16 protein-coding genes and 1 pseudogene are annotated in these 14,667 nt (G+C 70.5%); 11 read left to right on the top strand and 6 right to left on the bottom strand.

The genetic code is table 11. The annotated features are described in order from the left end of the window. The first annotated feature begins 92 nt into the window (after window positions 1-92). The 4 genes from AB0I49_RS21970 (at window position 93) to AB0I49_RS21955 (ending at window position 3,195) form a co-directional block, all read left to right on the top strand. Window positions 93-941, top strand: coding sequence for an oxidoreductase (locus AB0I49_RS21970; protein WP_363228707.1), 849 nt, complete (start codon window positions 93-95; stop codon window positions 939-941). Next, entirely contained in the window at window positions 941-1,576 is a 636-nt protein-coding gene (locus AB0I49_RS21965) for a TetR/AcrR family transcriptional regulator (protein WP_363228706.1), read from the top strand. Before AB0I49_RS21970 ends, AB0I49_RS21965 begins: the two co-directional genes overlap by 1 nt. A 174-nt stretch (window positions 1,577-1,750) precedes the next feature. After that, window positions 1,751-2,113, top strand: a complete 363-nt coding sequence (locus AB0I49_RS21960) for a nuclear transport factor 2 family protein (RefSeq protein ID WP_363228705.1) — start codon at window positions 1,751-1,753, stop codon at window positions 2,111-2,113. Next, window positions 2,110-3,195, top strand: a complete 1,086-nt coding sequence (locus AB0I49_RS21955; RefSeq protein WP_363228704.1) for a proline iminopeptidase-family hydrolase — start codon at window positions 2,110-2,112, stop codon at window positions 3,193-3,195. The genes AB0I49_RS21960 and AB0I49_RS21955 overlap by 4 nt, the downstream gene beginning before the upstream one ends. Here AB0I49_RS21955 and AB0I49_RS21950 read toward each other — a convergent pair. Next, window positions 3,158-4,234 carry an aldo/keto reductase gene (locus AB0I49_RS21950; RefSeq protein WP_363228703.1) on the bottom strand — a complete coding sequence of 359 codons (1,077 nt, stop codon included), beginning with the start codon at window positions 4,232-4,234 and terminating at the stop codon, window positions 3,158-3,160. The genes AB0I49_RS21955 and AB0I49_RS21950 overlap by 38 nt on opposite strands. A gap of 227 nt (window positions 4,235-4,461) precedes the next feature. On the opposite strand from AB0I49_RS21950, the gene AB0I49_RS21945 reads away from it, so the two are divergent. The 3 genes and pseudogenes from AB0I49_RS21945 to AB0I49_RS21935 all read left to right on the top strand — a co-directional run. Further along, complete coding sequence (locus AB0I49_RS21945) at window positions 4,462-5,367, top strand: AraC family transcriptional regulator (protein WP_363228702.1); 906 nt, start codon at window positions 4,462-4,464, stop codon at window positions 5,365-5,367. Window positions 5,368-5,451: 84 nt separating this feature from the next. Next, a complete protein-coding gene (locus tag AB0I49_RS21940) occupies window positions 5,452-5,979 on the top strand; it encodes a GNAT family protein (protein ID WP_363228701.1) in 528 nt (175 codons plus the stop codon). Window positions 5,980-6,000: 21 nt separating this feature from the next. Further along, window positions 6,001-6,183: pseudogene (locus AB0I49_RS21935) on the top strand (haloacid dehalogenase type II); the annotation flags it as partial. Here the strand turns inward: AB0I49_RS21935 and AB0I49_RS21930 are convergent. Further along, on the bottom strand, window positions 6,172-7,257 hold the full coding sequence (locus tag AB0I49_RS21930) for a zinc-binding dehydrogenase (protein WP_363228700.1): 1,086 nt from the start codon (window positions 7,255-7,257) through the stop codon (window positions 6,172-6,174). The pseudogene AB0I49_RS21935 and the gene AB0I49_RS21930 overlap by 12 nt on opposite strands. Window positions 7,258-7,422: 165 nt before the next feature. On the opposite strand from AB0I49_RS21930, the gene AB0I49_RS21925 reads away from it, so the two are divergent. Together AB0I49_RS21925 and AB0I49_RS21920 are read left to right on the top strand one after the other, a co-directional pair. After that, the gene (locus tag AB0I49_RS21925; RefSeq protein WP_363228775.1) at window positions 7,423-7,989 is read left to right on the top strand and encodes a TetR family transcriptional regulator; all 567 of its coding nucleotides are present in this window, start codon (window positions 7,423-7,425) and stop codon (window positions 7,987-7,989) included. A 215-nt stretch (window positions 7,990-8,204) separates the two neighbouring features. Then, entirely contained in the window at window positions 8,205-8,603 is a 399-nt protein-coding gene (locus AB0I49_RS21920) for a zinc-binding dehydrogenase (protein WP_363228699.1), read from the top strand. Here the strand turns inward: AB0I49_RS21920 and AB0I49_RS21915 are convergent, their stop codons facing one another. The 4 genes from AB0I49_RS21915 to AB0I49_RS21900 all read right to left on the bottom strand — a co-directional run bounded on the left by AB0I49_RS21915 (window position 8,604) and on the right by AB0I49_RS21900 (window position 10,184). Continuing rightward, window positions 8,604-8,819: a DUF397 domain-containing protein gene (locus AB0I49_RS21915; protein WP_363228698.1), complete on the bottom strand. Its 216-nt coding sequence runs from the start codon at window positions 8,817-8,819 to the stop codon at window positions 8,604-8,606. It abuts the gene before it with no gap. A 33-nt stretch (window positions 8,820-8,852) separates the two neighbouring features. Then, window positions 8,853-9,065, bottom strand: a complete 213-nt coding sequence (locus AB0I49_RS21910) for a DUF397 domain-containing protein (RefSeq protein ID WP_363228697.1) — start codon at window positions 9,063-9,065, stop codon at window positions 8,853-8,855. An 88-nt stretch (window positions 9,066-9,153) separates the two neighbouring features. Continuing rightward, window positions 9,154-9,363 (bottom strand): DUF397 domain-containing protein, encoded by a 210-nt coding sequence (locus AB0I49_RS21905; protein ID WP_363228696.1) that lies wholly within the window; start codon window positions 9,361-9,363, stop codon window positions 9,154-9,156. Next, on the bottom strand, window positions 9,360-10,184 hold the full coding sequence (locus tag AB0I49_RS21900; RefSeq protein ID WP_363228695.1) for a helix-turn-helix transcriptional regulator: 825 nt from the start codon (window positions 10,182-10,184) through the stop codon (window positions 9,360-9,362). The genes AB0I49_RS21905 and AB0I49_RS21900 overlap by 4 nt, the downstream gene beginning before the upstream one ends. Window positions 10,185-11,068: 884 nt before the next feature. Here AB0I49_RS21900 and lanA point away from each other — a divergent pair. Next, a complete protein-coding gene (gene lanA, locus AB0I49_RS21895) occupies window positions 11,069-11,236 on the top strand; it encodes an SCO0268 family class II lanthipeptide (protein WP_363228694.1) in 168 nt (55 codons plus the stop codon). 253 nt (window positions 11,237-11,489) lie between these two features. Next, window positions 11,490-14,666: a lantibiotic dehydratase gene (locus AB0I49_RS21890; RefSeq protein WP_363228693.1), complete on the top strand. Its 3,177-nt coding sequence runs from the start codon at window positions 11,490-11,492 to the stop codon at window positions 14,664-14,666. The last annotated feature ends 1 nt before the right edge of the window (window position 14,667 follow it).

Genomic DNA, 14,667 nt, shown 5'->3' with positions numbered 1-14,667 from the left:
GTGTAGACTTTCTGGGTGAGGGAGCGGCGAGCCGCTCAGGAAGCCCAGAAAACTCAGGAAACTCAGGAAATCCCTACCTGGAGGAGCACGCAGTGCAGCAGCAGAACTGGCTCATCACCGGCGTCAGCACCGGCCTCGGGCGCGCCTTCGCCCAGGCCGCCCTGGCGGCCGGGCACACCGTCGTCGGCACGGTCCGTACGGAAGACGACCTGCGGGCCTTCGAGGAGGAGGCGTCCGGGCGCGCCCACGGCCGCATCCTGGACGTGACGGACGACGACGCCGTGACGAGCGTGATCACGGAGGTGGAGGAGAACGTCGGCCCGCTCGACGTCGTCATCGCCAACGCCGGGTACGGGCTGGAGGGCACCTTCGAGGAGACGCCGCTGGCCGAAGTCCGGCGGCAGTTCGAGGTCAACGTCTTCGGGGCGGTCGCCACGCTGCGGGCCGCGCTGCCCCGCATGCGGGAGCGCCGCCGCGGACACCTGATGGCCGTCACCTCCATGGGCGGGCTCATGGCCGTACCCGGCATGTCCGCCTACTGCGGCAGCAAGTTCGCCCTGGAGGGCATCCTCGAAGCGCTGGGCAAGGAGGTCGCGCAGTTCGGCATCCATGTGACGGCGATCGAGCCCGGCTCCTTCCGTACCGACTGGGCCGGGCGCTCCATGACCCGTGCCGCACGCTCCATCGACGACTACGACGAGCTGTTCACCCCGATCCGTGAAGGGCGGCAGAAGGCCAGCGGCAACCAGCTCGGCAACCCGGTCAAGGCGGGGGAGGCCGTCGTGCACATTGCGTCGGTCGAGCAGCCGCCGGCCCATCTCGTCCTGGGCTCCGACGCGTTGCGGCTGGTCACGGCCGCCCGTACGGCCGTGGACGAGGACATCCGCGGATGGGAGGAGCTCTCCCGCACGACCGACTTCGCCGACGGCGCTCAGCTCTGATGCCCGGCCACCAGCCCGCGCGGAGCCGGCGCGCCGCCACCGAACGCAAGGGCGACGTCCGCGAGCGGGCGATCCTGGACACCTGCGAGGCCCTGCTGGCGGACAAGGGCTACGAGGCCATGACCGTCGGCGACATCGCCCAGGGCGGGGGCATCACCCGCGGCGCCCTGTACTTCTACTTCGGCTCGAAGCAGGAAGTGGTCGCCGCGCTCGTCGCCCGGACGGTCGAGCACCTGTGGGAACGGTCCCGCGTCACCGCGCGGACCGAGGAGCCGCGCCAGGCCGTCGCGGCGGCCATGCGGCGAACTGTCGAACTGTGGAACGACCACGGCCTGGTCATGCGCACCGCGATCGACCTGTCGCTGACCGTGCCGGAGATCGGTGAACTCTGGGACCGTACGGCCGACTTGTTCATCGCGGCCATCACCGCCGTCCTGGAACGGGCCGGCGTCCGGCCCGGCGGCGAACCGGACCAGGCCGCCGCGATGGCGCGCGCCCTGTGCTGGATGATTGAGCGGACCTTCTACCACGCCTCGCAGGAATCCCGCGAAAAGTTGCAGGAGGCGTCGTCGACCTGCGAACACATCTGGCTCATCAGCGCGGGCCTGACCGGGTCCACCGGCCGGAATTCCTAGAATTCCAGGCCGGTGGCCCCGCCGGGCAGGCACCCCATACCCGCTCTGACCTGCGGTTTCTTAGCTTCCGCCGAGAGAACTGCCTGACGCGTAGAACCAAGTCAAGACTTATATATACGGGCCTTCTTCCTTATGTTCGAGGTCAGCGAACCAGTCCCCTCAGAGGAATGCGACATGAGGAAGAACATCGCCGAGACGGCGACTCGGTGCCTGCGGCACCTGGAGTCCTATGAATTCGACGAAGTGCTGGCCATGTGCACGGAATCGGCCACCGTGTGGCACAACGACGGAAAGGGAGAGCAGACGGTCGCCGAAAAAATGGAACAGCTGAAGCCCCTCGCCGAAACGGTCGATTCGCTGCGGTTCGACATCACGCGCCAATTCCACGGCGCGAACGAGGTGCTTCAGCAGCAGGTCCTCCGGCTGACCATGCCGGACGGGTCGCGGAGCGAGTTCCACGCCGCGATGTACTTCCGGTTCGACGGAGACCTCATCGACCGCATGGAGGAGTACGCCTACGAGATGGGGCCGGCGTGACGGAGGAAGGCAGGATTTCCGTACCGGGGGGCGAGGTCTGGTACCGCAGGACGGGCGGCGGCGAGAGCGGCGGCGAGAGCAACGGCGCGAGCAGCGGTGGGAGCAGCGGCGAGAGTGGCGGTGAGGGCAGCGGTGGGAGCAGCGGCGAGAGTGGCGGTGAGGGCAGCAGCGGCGCGAGCAGCGGCGATATCGGCGGTGAGGGCAGCAGCGGCGGTGCGCCGTTGCTGCTCGTCCACGGCGGTCCGGGGTACCCGAGCGACCTGCTGTTCGACGCCTTCGCGCCGCTCGCCGAGGAGCGCGAGGTGATCTGGTACGACCAGCTCGGCGTAGGGCGTTCGGACCCGGTCGACGATGTCTCGCTGCTGACGGTGGACCGCTTCCTCGACGAACTGGGCGCGGTCTGCGAGACGCTCGGCCTGGAGCGCCCGCACGTCTACGGCCACTCCTGGGGAGCGATGCTCGGTCTTCAGTACGCCGCGGAACGGGCGCCGGAGTGGACCAGCCTGATCTGCGCCAACGGGCTGGCGAGCGTGCCACGGTTCGAGTGGGAGGTCCGCGGCCTCATGGCGGAACTGCCGGGTGACGTACTCGACCGCACCTACGGCCGGGAGCTGAGGGGTGAGACGGACGACCCCGATTACTGGGCGGCCCAGGCGGAGTACATGCGCGCGTGCGTGCTGCGCACCTCTTCCGTGAGCCTCGATCCGGAACTCATGAGTCTGACGACGTTCCGGACGATGATCGGGCATGCGGACTACCACGTGTCCGGCACGCTCAAGGACTGGGACATTTTCGACGAGCTGGAGCGGATCCAGGTCCCGACGCTCGTTCTCGGCGGCGAGTTCGACGAATGCGTTCCCGCGCATCTCGCCGATATCGCCGCGCGAATTCCGGATTCCGAGCATGTGACGCAGCCCGGCGCGGCCCATATGGGATATCTGGAGGAGGAGCCGCTTCGCGGCGCGTACGTCTCCCTCATCCAGGACTACATGGCCCGCGTCGAAGCCCGCGCGCGCCTGAGCCGGCCGGTCCCGGCGACTCAGGTCACCCCGGGTGCCACGCCCGTGACGGGACCCCGTTGACCGTCGCCCCGCCCTGGGCCAGGTCGACGCCGCTGGTCCGCAGGAACCCGATGGGGAAGGGGAGTGCCGGGGCCGTCAGTGCGTCCAGCTCCGCCAGCTGCGTCTCGGACAGGCTGACGGTCAGCGACGCGAGGCTGGCCTCCAACTGCTCGGGGGTGCGCGCGCCGATGACCGGCGCGGTCACCTCCGGCCGGTGGCCGAGCCAGGCGAGCGCGACGGCGGACACCGCGACGTGCTGTTCGCGGGCGATCTGCCGCAGCAGGTCCAACAGGTCGAAGGTGCGGTCGGTGAGCAGGGCCTGGGTGGTCGGCAGGGCGGCGCGGCCGGACCCCGCGGGACTGCGCTCCGCCCGGGTGTACTTGCCCGACAGGACGCCGCCCGCGAGCGGGCTCCAGGGCACCACGCCGATGCTCAGTTCCCGTACGGCCCCGAACAGCTCGCCTTCGGCGGTCCGTTCCAGCAGCGAGTACTCGGCCTGGACCGCGGCGACCGGCGCCCAGCCGCGCAGCTCGGCGATGGTGGCCGCGCGTGCGACAGCCCACGCCGGGGTGTCGGACAGGCCGTAATAGCGGATCTTCCCCGCTGTCACGAGGTCTTGGAGGGTGCTGAGAGTCTCTTCGAGAGGCGTGTGCTGATCGAAGTAGTGCTGCCAGTAGAGATCGATGTGGTCGGTGCCCAGGCGGGTCAGCGAGGCGTCGAGCTGGCGCAGGATCGCCTTGCGCCCGGTGCCGCCGCCGTTGGGGTCGCCGGGGTGCATGTTGCCGGCGAACTTCGTGGCGATCACCAGGCCGTCCCGCGCGCCGGGGCGCTCGCGCAGGAACCGCGCGACGGTCTCCTCGGAACGGCCGCCGGCGTAGCCGTTGGCGGTGTCGACGGCGTTGCCCCCGGCGTCGGTATAGCGGTGCAGCAGCCGCAGCGACGTCTCCCGGTCGGCACCGAGAACGGGGTCGTCGAAGGTCAGGGTGCCGAGCATCAGCGGGCTGATACGGAGGCCGGTGCGGCCCAGGGTGCGGTAGGAGTCGAGGTGCGTGGAACTCATGGTCACCAGCCTCGCGCGGCTGAGGCGTACGGTGAATGCCGTACCGTTCGGAATTCTTTCGCGGAAGTACATAAATGACGGACGAGCGAGCAGCAGCGACGACCGGCGCAGGCACGGGGGCGACTGACGAAGGCGCGGGAGCAACCGGCGAAGGCGCGGGGGCAACCGGCGCAGGCACGGGAGCGACGACCGACGAAACCCCGTCCGACGAAAGCCCATCCGACCCGTTGTCCCACGTCCTCGCGCTCGCCGGCGCCCGGTGCACCCTGACCGGCCGACTGGCGGCGAGCGGCGGCTGGGCGATCCGCTTCCCCGCCCCCGGCCGCCTCAAGATCATCACGGTGCTCCGGGGGGCCTGTACGTTCTCCTCGCCCCGGCTCCCGGGCGACGACGTCGAGGTGCGAGCGGGGGAGGCGATCGCGGTGAGCGGCGCCGACCCGTTCACGCTGCACACCGACCCCTCGGCGGCGCCGGTCGACGCCTCCGCGATGACGGTGCCGTTTCACCGCATCGGGGCGGGCGAGGACTTCTCCGGGGTCGGCGGGGAACTGGACGTACAGCGCGGCGGCGAGGCGCTGCTCGCCTGGGCCCTGCCCCCGTTCCTGCACATCACGAGTACGAGCCCGCAGTCGGCGGCGGTGCGCTGGCTGCTGGAGGAACTGGACGCCGAACTGGGCGGCCACCGGGCCGGCGGCGGCTTCGCGCGCGACCAGATCGCCCAGCTCCTGCTCGTACAGGTGCTGCGCTCCTACCTGGCGCGGCCCGAGGCGCTCCCGGCGGGCTGGCTGCGCCTCGTCGCCGACCCGCGCCTCGCCCCGGCCGTACGCGCCATGCACGAGGCCCCGGCCCGCCCCTGGCAACTCCACGAACTGGCTCGGATCGCCACCATGGCCCGTACGAGCTTCGCCGCCCGCTTCCGCTCCGTGTCCGGCGTCCCGCCCCTGACCTACCTGCACGACTGGCGCATGCGGCTCGCCGCGCACGCACTGGTCCACCGGGACGTACCGGTGGGCCAGGTCGGGCTGAGCATCGGCTACGCGTCGGAGAGCTCGTTCAGCACCGCCTTCAAACGCACCTTCGGCACAACGCCGTTGAGATACCGGCGATGGGGCGCCGAGGGCGGCGGCGACTGACTGGTCGCCTCACTGATTGACTGGCCGACTGCGCGGCTCTCAGCCCGGCCGCCTCATCCCACGCACTGCGACGAGGATCAGCCCATGCGTAGCAGCACCAGGATCCGCCTGATCGAACCCCGTGACGCCGCCCCGATAGCCGCACATAGGGCGCGGGACGTCGAGGCTTTCCGGCCGTGGGAACCGGACCAGCCGGCCGACTTCTTCACCCCGGAAGGCCAGGCGGGGCGGATCGACAGGCTGCTGGCCGGATACCGGGCCGGCACGGTCTGGCCGGGCGTCGTGCTCGCCGACGACCAGGTGGTCGGGCAGGTCACCGTCGGAGGCATCCTGCCGCAGCCGCACCTGCGCCGCGGCTCCGTCGGATACTGGATCGCCAGCGTCGCCCAGAATCAAGGCCACGCCGGGCACGCCGTCGGGCTCGTACTCCAGGTGATGACGGACGAACTCGGGCTGCACCGTGCCGAGGCGTCCACCAACCTGGAGAATCTGCCGTCGCAGCGGGTACTGCAGCGCAACGGGTTCAGTCCGTACGGCGTCGCGCACTCCTCGATCCTTCTCGACGGGCGCTGGCGGGACGGGCTGCTCTGGGAGCGGATTCTCGGCGATTAGCTCCGCCGTGTCCCGGTCGCGTACCGACTGGCCGTCGACTGCGCGGGCAGGCCCGCGGACCGGATGCTGATGGTCGCCGCGCACGCTTGCGGCCGGCGCACCGCCTACCTCGAACGGCCGGGCGGCGACCCGCCCACCGCCGAGGACCGATTCGACCTGCACCTCGGCGAGCTCTCCGAGTTGGCGCGTGCGCTACGCCCCTGACGGTTCGTCAACCGCGCTCGCGGCGCGAGGGTGCAGGACGATCTTCCCCACGTGCCCCCTGCGGGAGAGTTCCTCCTGCGCCCGAGCCGCCTGGTCCAGGGGGAAGGCCGCGGCGATGACGGGGCGGACGTCGGCCCTGCGGGCCAGGTCCATGAGGAGGCCGAAGTGTGCGGGGGTGTGCATCGCGGAGCCGATGACCTGCGCGTTGTGCAGGTAGAGGCGGCGTACGTCGAAGGTCACGCCGTATCCGCCGAGCGCGCCGGCGATGACCCACCGGCCCCCTTCGCGCAGCAGCGGCAGCCCCTCGCCCACCAACTCGCCGGCCACGACGTCGAGTGCGACGTCGATGCCGTCGGGGGCGGCGGCGCGGATCTGTTCGGCGACGTCTCCCGCGCGGTCGACGACCGCGTGCGCGCCTGCTTCGCGCACCGCGTCGATCTTGGGGCCGCTGCTGATGGCGAGCACCCTCGCGCCGCGCGCACGGGCGATCTGTACGAGCGCGATGCCGACGCCGCCGGACGCGCCCGAGACCAGGGCGGTTTCCCCCGTACGCAACCGGCCTCGCTCGATCATGCCCAGCGCCGTGCCGTAGGCGGTCGGCAACGCGGCGAGCTGGTCGTCCGTGAGCGGCGAATCCGTCACGTCGTGTACGCGCGCGGCCGGAGCCGTCACGTACTCGGCGTATCCGCCGTCCCGTTCGCTCCCCATCAGGCCCACGGGGTTGGCGTCCGGTCCTTCGGCGTCGTAGATCGCGGGGTCGACGACCACCCGGCGTCCGAGGAGGTTCCCCTCCACTCCGGGCCCGACGGCCGCGACGTGTCCGGCCACGTCCGCGCCCTGAATCCGCGGGAAGTCGATCGGCCCGCGCCAGCCCGACACCGCCTTCGGGTCTCCGGGGCGGCCGTAGGCCCCCTCACGGGTCCAGAGGTCGGTGTTGTTCAGGGCTGCCGCACTGACCCGGACCAGTACCTCTCCCGCCTGCGGGGCGGGGACGGCGACCTCGGCCGGTTCGAGGACCTCGGGTCCTCCGTGCCGGGTGATCCGCACCGCTCGCATGACCTGGGGCGTGCTCATCGCTTGAACCTCCTCGCGGGTATACTGATCTGTGAACATCTTCCACCGTACACCGATCGGTGAAGGTGTCGATCAGTGAAGATATCGATCCGTGAACGTGACGAGCGGGGAAGGTATCGATCAGTGAAGGAGCTCGCAGTGCTCGCAGCGCAGGAAGACCGGCCCATGACGCCGGCCGGCCGCCGCATCGTGGCGGCGGCGGAGGAGCTGTTCTACGGCCGAGGCATCACGGCGGTCGGCGTGGACCTGATTGCCGAGCACTCAGGGGTGACCAAGCGGACCCTGTACAACCAGTTCGGCTCCAAGGACCAGCTCGTCGCGGTCTATCTCGCGGGCCGCGACCAGCGCTGGCGGTCACTCGTCCGTACCGCCGTCGACGCCTGCGGCACCCCGGCCGAGGCCGTCACCGCCCCCTTCGAGGCGCTGCGGACCTGGAGTGCGACCAACACCCGCGGCTGCGCCTTCATCAACGCACTCGCCGAACTCCCGGACCCCTCCCACCCCGCCCACCGCATCGCCGCCGACCAGAAGCTCTGGCTGCTGAACCTGTTCCAGGACCTCGCCGCCACCGCGGGCTGCGCGAACCCGGCCGCCCTCGCCACCCAACTCCTCGTCCTCCACGAGGGCGCCGTCGCCACCCAGCCCCTCCCGCTCGACACCCTCGCGGAGACCATCGCCCTGGCCCGCGCCCTGGTCCGAGCGGCCGACTCGCCCTGCCGGCAGGGCGCCTGAAAGCCGCATGCGACGGCCTTCGCCGCCAGCTCATAGCAGCGGATCCGCGCGTCGGCGTCGTACGCGGAGGCGTACAGCATCAGCTCGTCAGTGCCGGTCAGCCGGCCATCAGCCGTACGCCGCTCGTGGGCCCGACGCCGAAGGGACCTGCCCTGGGCAGTGGAACGCAGAGCGCGATGCCGAACGGGGCGGCGCCCTCAGTAGCATCCGGTTCCATGAGAGCACTGACGTTCGCCACGTACGGTCCCCCCAGCGTCCTTGAGGTCGCCGACATGCCGGAACCGCACGCGGGGCCGGGGCAGATCCGGGTGGCCGTACGCGCGTCCGGCGTCACTCCCTCCGACTGCGGCCTGCGCGCCGGGAAGTTCCGCGACATGATGCCGGTGAGCCTGCCCCACGTGCTCGGCGTGGACGCCGCGGGCGTGGTCGACGAGGTCGGTACGGGCGTCACCGACGTCCGGCCGGGCGACGCGGTCTTCGGCATCGGCGACCTCGCCGAACAGGGCCGCTTCACCGTGCCGATCGCGGGTGCCTTCCCCCTGGAGAACGCCGCCGAAGCGCACCGCTTGAGCGAAACCGGCCATGCCAGGGGGAAGGTCGTCCTCACCCACTGACTAGGCGGTTGTGAAGCCGCCGCCTTTCAGCTGTGTTACGAACTGTGTCCACGCGTCCGCGGGGAAGTTCAGGGTGGGCCCGCCACGGTTCTTGCTGTCGCGGATCGGCACGATGCCGACTGGCCGACCGGCGGCCAGGTTGGTGGCGGCCTCCAGGCACTGGCCGCCACCGCCACTGTGCGAGGACGTGAACCACTGGGGGGATTCGGCTGTCACGGGGTGTCCTTCCGTGCTGAGTCGGTACATCCGCTAGGCGGTTGTGAAGCCGCCGCCTTTTACTTCTGCTACGAACTGTGTCCACGCGCCCTTGGGAAAGGTCAGGGTGGGCCCGCCCGGGTCCTTGCTGTCGCGGATCGGCACGGTGCCGTGAGCCCGTACGACAGTTGGTGCCCACTCGACGCATTCGCCGCCGTTGCTCTGGCTGTAGGTGGACTTGGACCAACGGGGGGATTCGGTGGTCATGGGGGTGTCCTTTCGTGCCTGGTTGCGCATGGCCCCTGATCTGCTGGAGCGGTGGATCAGGGGCCATGCGCTGTACGGGGCGTAGCCCTTAGGCGGCTGTGAAGGCGTTGCCCTTCACTCCCGCTACGAAGGTCGTCCACGCGGTCGGGGTGAACGAAAGGCTGGGGCCGTCCGTGTGCTTGCTGTCGCGGACCGGGACGGTGCCGTGCGAGGCGGCCAGGTTGGCGGCGATCTCGATGCACTGGCCGCCGTTGTCGCTGTACGAGGACTTGAACCAACGGGGGGATTCGGTCGTCACAGGGTGCCCTTCCGTACCTGGTTGATCATGGCCACAGACGCCGCCTGGGAAGGCGCTTCTGCCTGCAGCTGATGGTAGGCCGTCAGCAGCGGCACTACGCAGGTACTTTCACGCTCGAAATGGCCACGCTGTGCGGACTCGGCGTACGACGTGAGCGAGCGATCGGCCATCGTCAGTACGGTTATGGGCAGGTTGAAGGGGCGGCGCTCTCCCATCTCGAACGGCGCGACCTGGAGCATGGTGTTCGGCAGCTCTGCAAACTCGACCAGGCGTGCCAACTGAGCGTCCATAATCGCGGGTTCACCCATAGGACGTCGGATACAGCTTTCGTCCAGTGTCACGAAGACCAGCGGCGGAGACGAGCGGACCAATGCGGCCTGCCGCTCCGCGAGGAGCGTGACCCGCTCGTCCGCCTGTTCTCCGGTGATCGCGCCTCGTTTTACGGCGCTCTGCGCGAGCACCCGCGCGTACTCCGGCGTCTGAAGCAGGCCGGGGATCACCCCCACCTCGTACAGCCGGATCTCGACTGCCCGGCCCTCGTACCCGACGAACTCCGGGAAGCCTTCCAGCAGGCTTCCGTGTTTGAGCTCCCGCCATTGGCGCTCGAACGTGTCGGCGTTGTCGGCGATGTCAGCCATCCGCGCAAAGCGGAGAGTTGGCACCTTGCGACCAGTTTCCACGGCGGAAATGTGCGTACTGGAATACCCCGTGTGTTCGGCGAGGTCCTCCTGCTTCCATCCGCGGTCTTCGCGTTCCTTGCGTACGCGCGCCCCGAACGCCGCTTGAGGGCTGCTGTCGGGGTTCAACTCTTTGATGTTCAAGGGCTCGTGAAGACCTTCCGTGCTCGACTGACACGTTGAACGGGCCTCGACTGTAGGGCAGGCTGATTCCCCTTGGTAGTGGGTTCACTACAGAGAGGAGCCGAAATGCCCTCGAACGTTTCTCCGGGCCGTCACCCTGGGCCTTGGCGGGGCCCGGGAAGCCCGGACGTAAAAGGTGACTCCCTCGCGGAGCTGGAGTGCGTGATCGCGGCCGGTGGGTTCTGGCGCTTAGTGCCGGATTGGGTGCCACGTGAATACGCGGAGCCGACGCGGGAGTTGACCGAGCGGGTGCGAAACGGACTGAGGCGGTTGGGCGTATGAGGAGTGCGGCGCGGGAAGCGCTTTCGCGGCTGATGGAGGAATTGGGGGCTGACGGCGTGCTCCTGGTGCTGAAGTTCGATGAGTCGGCCGCCGTCCGGCCCGATCGTCGCCCCCCGACTGGTTCCATCGCCTTTCCGCCGTGCGACTGTGCCGAACACCGTGCCGGGCGCGGCAAGCCCGACACCTCCGTTCGCCTCACCGCCAGGAGGGGTCAGAGTGAAACGGAGGCGTAAGCGGAAGGGAGGAAGAGGTCTGACGTACGAGTTCGTACTCGGCCTGTGTCATTGGCTCGTGGCGTGCTGTGCGGCGTTCGCGGCGGTTCATCCGGAGTCGGTTTCGGACGGCTGAAACGTGTTCCTTGTGCCTGCGCCAGGGCTGCCGGAATGTGGTGATTCGGGGGTATCCCTACCCATCACGCAAGACGCTTTTCAGCCCTGCTCTCGGCCGATAACCACCCTTCCTTTGGCTGATCATGCGGCATACGGTCCGGGAACGGGATCAAACAGATCTTCGCCATTCGCCGTGCATATCCCTGCGCGGCGACCGATCGTGGAGGTTGTCTTATGACCAGTTCCATGCTTCTGGAGAACGCGACCGACTCTGCTGACCTGGACCTCGACGTCCAGATTTCCGACGACCAGATCGACGCCGACGGGCTCGGCTTCGCGGCGCGCACCACCACCTCGCCGAGCACGTACGGAATCATGTCCCGCTGCCCCTCCTGCTGCTGACCTTCTTGTCACGCACGTGAATTGAGGAGCACCGAGATGTAAGGGACGAGCCGGGGCGGGCATGCGTCTGCCCCGGCTTGTTCTGTGTGTCGTGCGACCGGTGGACTAACTACGTCAGGGGGCTGGTGTGGTGAATGGGGACGGGGAACTGTTCGAGGCGGCCGGGCCGTTGTTCGTGCGGGTGGCCAGTGTGCCCCGCCGTGGCGGCCTTGGCGGCGGGGGTGGGCCGGATGTCCCGCACATCAGTGATCCGTTGCTTCGTGAAGCCATCGAAGTCGCCAGCGGCAGTCTCGCCGACGCCCTCGCCGCGCTCGACGCCGGCAAGGACCCCGGCCCCAAGCGCCGTACCAAAGCCGCCCTCTCCGTCACCCGCTACGCACTTCGCCTGGGAGGGAGGCCCACTCCGTTCGGGCTGTTCGCCGGCGTCGGCACCGCGCACACCAGCACCGGTACGGGTACGGGCACCGGTACGGGTACGGGTACGGGTACGGACGCCCGTACCGTCATCCGCGGGCCCGGCGACAAGGCCGTACGGCTCGACGGCGGGTGGCTGCACGGGCGCGTACGCGACTGGCTCGCGTCGCCCGACGTGCGCCGCCGCGTCCGCGTCGTCTTCAACGACCTCTGCCTCACCCGCGACGGGCGGCTCGTCCTCCCCGGCGCCGAGCAGGAGATAACCGTCCGCCGCAACGCCCTCGTGGAGTGGATTCGCGAGCACGCCTCCGGGCGGCCCGTCTCTTGTGCGCGGTTGGCGCGGCAGGCCGCCGACGCCCTTCCCCGCGCCACCGGCCCGCAGATCGACGCCGCGCTGGCGCAGCTCATCCGGCACGGGTTCCTCCTGACCTCCATCACCCCGCACCGCATCGACGCCCGGCTCCTCGACCGCATCGCCGACGCCCTCGAACCGGAACCCGCCGCCGCACGGCACCTCGCGGACGTACGTACGGCCCTCGACCTCTACCGGAAGGCCCCGGCAGGCGAGGGCATCGAGCCCTGGCGGCGGCTGATGGAGCTCACCCGGCCGGACGCCGTCGACGAATTCCCGCCCGTACAGGTCGACGTGAAGATGGATGCCGACCTGCGGATTCCGCCTTCCGTCGCGGAGGAGGCGCGGCGGTACGCCTCCGCGATGTGGGCGATATCCGAGGAGTGGGCCACCCACGCCCATATGCGGGAGTACCGGCTCCGGTTCCTGGAGCGGTACGGGGCGACCGTGACGGTTCCGCTGGGCGAACTCGTCGATCCGCACCGCGGGCTCGGGTTCCCGGAGGAGTACCGGGACCGGGCGGCGGACGGCCCCTCCCCGGGCCCGGCCCCCGGCACTCCGGGCAAGGCCGCCCGCGAGCGGCGCGCCCTCGTCGCGGAGCTGACGCAGGAAGCCCTCCTGCGCGACGACCGTGAACTGCGCCTCACGCCTGAGCTGATCGACCGGCTGGCAGCCGCTTCGGGCGAGGCTTCAAGCGGTGCCTCGGGCGGGGCTTCGGGCGGCAGAGCCGAAGCGGTCCCGCCGCCGCCCCGCTCGCTGGAGCTGTGCTTCCAACTGCTGGCCGACAGCACCGCGGCGCTGGACCGGGGCGACTTCCGGCTCGGCACCTCCCTGCACACCGGGTCCTGGCTGGCGGGCGCGACAGCCGGCCGGTTCTCCGAACTTGTCGGGAATGAAGAAGAGTTGGGCCGCCTCCTCGCAGCCTGCGGCGACTCGGACACCCTCCCCGCCCAGGTCGCCTTCCAGCCCCTGCACCCCCGCGCCCTCAACACCAGCCAGGTGCCGCGGCTGCTGCCCCACGAGATCCCCGTGGGCCTCTACCCGGAACCGGAAGAGGACGATCCGGGCCGTATCGACTGGCGCACGCTGCGGGTGGGCGTGGACGAGTGGGGCATGCGGCTGACCCTGCCCGGAACCGGGCAGCGGGTGCTGCCCGTCGTCCCGCACATGGTCGCCCTCGACCGCGAGGCCCCCGGCGTCGTACGGCTCCTCGTCGACATCGTCTACGGCCGCGCCCGGACCTGGACCGGCTGGGACTGGCACGGCCTGGAGGCCCTGCCGGAACTGCCGCGCGTCACCTTCGGCAAGGTCACCGTCCTGCCCCGGCGCTGGCTCCCGGACCGGCGGATGCGCGACGCCGCCGGGGATGCCGCCGGAAACGCCGCAGGAGAGGCCGGGGGGTCGGACCCGAAGCAGTGGGACCACGCGGTACAGCAGTGGCGCGAGCGCTACGGAATCCCCGACCGCGTACAGATCGTCCAGTGGGACCGCACGTACGGCATCGACCTCACCGACCCCTGGCACCGTACGCTCCTCCGCCACGAGGTCGCCAAGGGGAAACTCGCGCTCTTCGAGGACCCGACCGCCGACGGGCGGGGGCTCGGCTGGGCCGACGGGTACAGCACCGAGGTGGTCGTGCCGCTGCTCCGCCAGGACCTGGTGAAGGCCCCTGATCAGCGGCCGCGAGGCGTACGGTCCGCCCCGCAACCGGCCGCCGGCCTCGCCCCGTACCCGTACTCCCTCCCCGCCCCGTACTCCCTCCCCGGCGAGGACTGGCTCTTCGCGAAGCTGTACGCGGTGCCCAAGGCGCACGACGAGCTGCTCTCCGGCCGCCTGCCCGCGCTGCTCCGCGACCTCTCGCCCCACCTCGACCGCTGGTTCTACCTCCGCTACCAGGACCCCGACCCGCATCTGCGGCTTCGGCTGCACGGCGACCCCGAGGCGCTGCGGACGCGCGTACTGCCCCTGCTGGCCCGGCACACCCGCGCGATGCGCGACGCCGGGGCGATCCGGGGCATGGTCCTCGACTCGTACGAGCCCGAGACCGAACGGTACGGCGGGCCCGAGGCGCTGCCGCACGCCGAGCGGGTGTTCTGCGTGGACAGCCAGTCGGCGGTGGCGCAGCTCGGCGCGCGGGCGCGCGGGGCGCTCGGCCTGCCGCCCGAGGTGCTGTCCGCCGTCAACCACGCGATGCTCCTGGAGTCGCTGGGCGACTGGGACTGGTGCGCCTGGGCCTGCCGCATCTTCCCCAAGGGGGCGGGGCACGCCGCCTACCAGCGGCACCGCGCCCTGGCGCGCGATCTGATCCGGCCGTACGGGACGGCGGCGCGGTTCGCCGACGCACTCGGGGGCGCCCCTCAAGCCGCCGCCACTGCCGCTCCCGCCGCCGTCGCCGTCGGCGAGTTGTGGCGTACGGCTCCTGAACCGCGTGCGTACGGGGATCTCGTACTGGCGGGGGACGGGCCGGACCGGGCCCCGGCCGGTCCCGCGCAGGACGAATCCGTCCTGGCGCTGCTGCACATGCAGCACAACCGGCTCCTGGGCATCGACCGGGCGCGGGAGGACAAGGGGTACGCGATCCTGCGCGGCGTCGCCCGCGACATCTTGGGCCGCCGGGCCCACGACGCCCGCAGCCGCGAAGGACGGGAACGAGGGGACAGCTGAC

The sequence above is a fragment of the Streptomyces sp. NPDC050617 genome (assembly GCF_040654795.1).
Taxonomy (GTDB): Bacteria; Actinomycetota; Actinomycetes; order Streptomycetales; family Streptomycetaceae; genus Streptomyces.
This window is presented reverse-complemented; position numbering and strand designations above follow the sequence as displayed.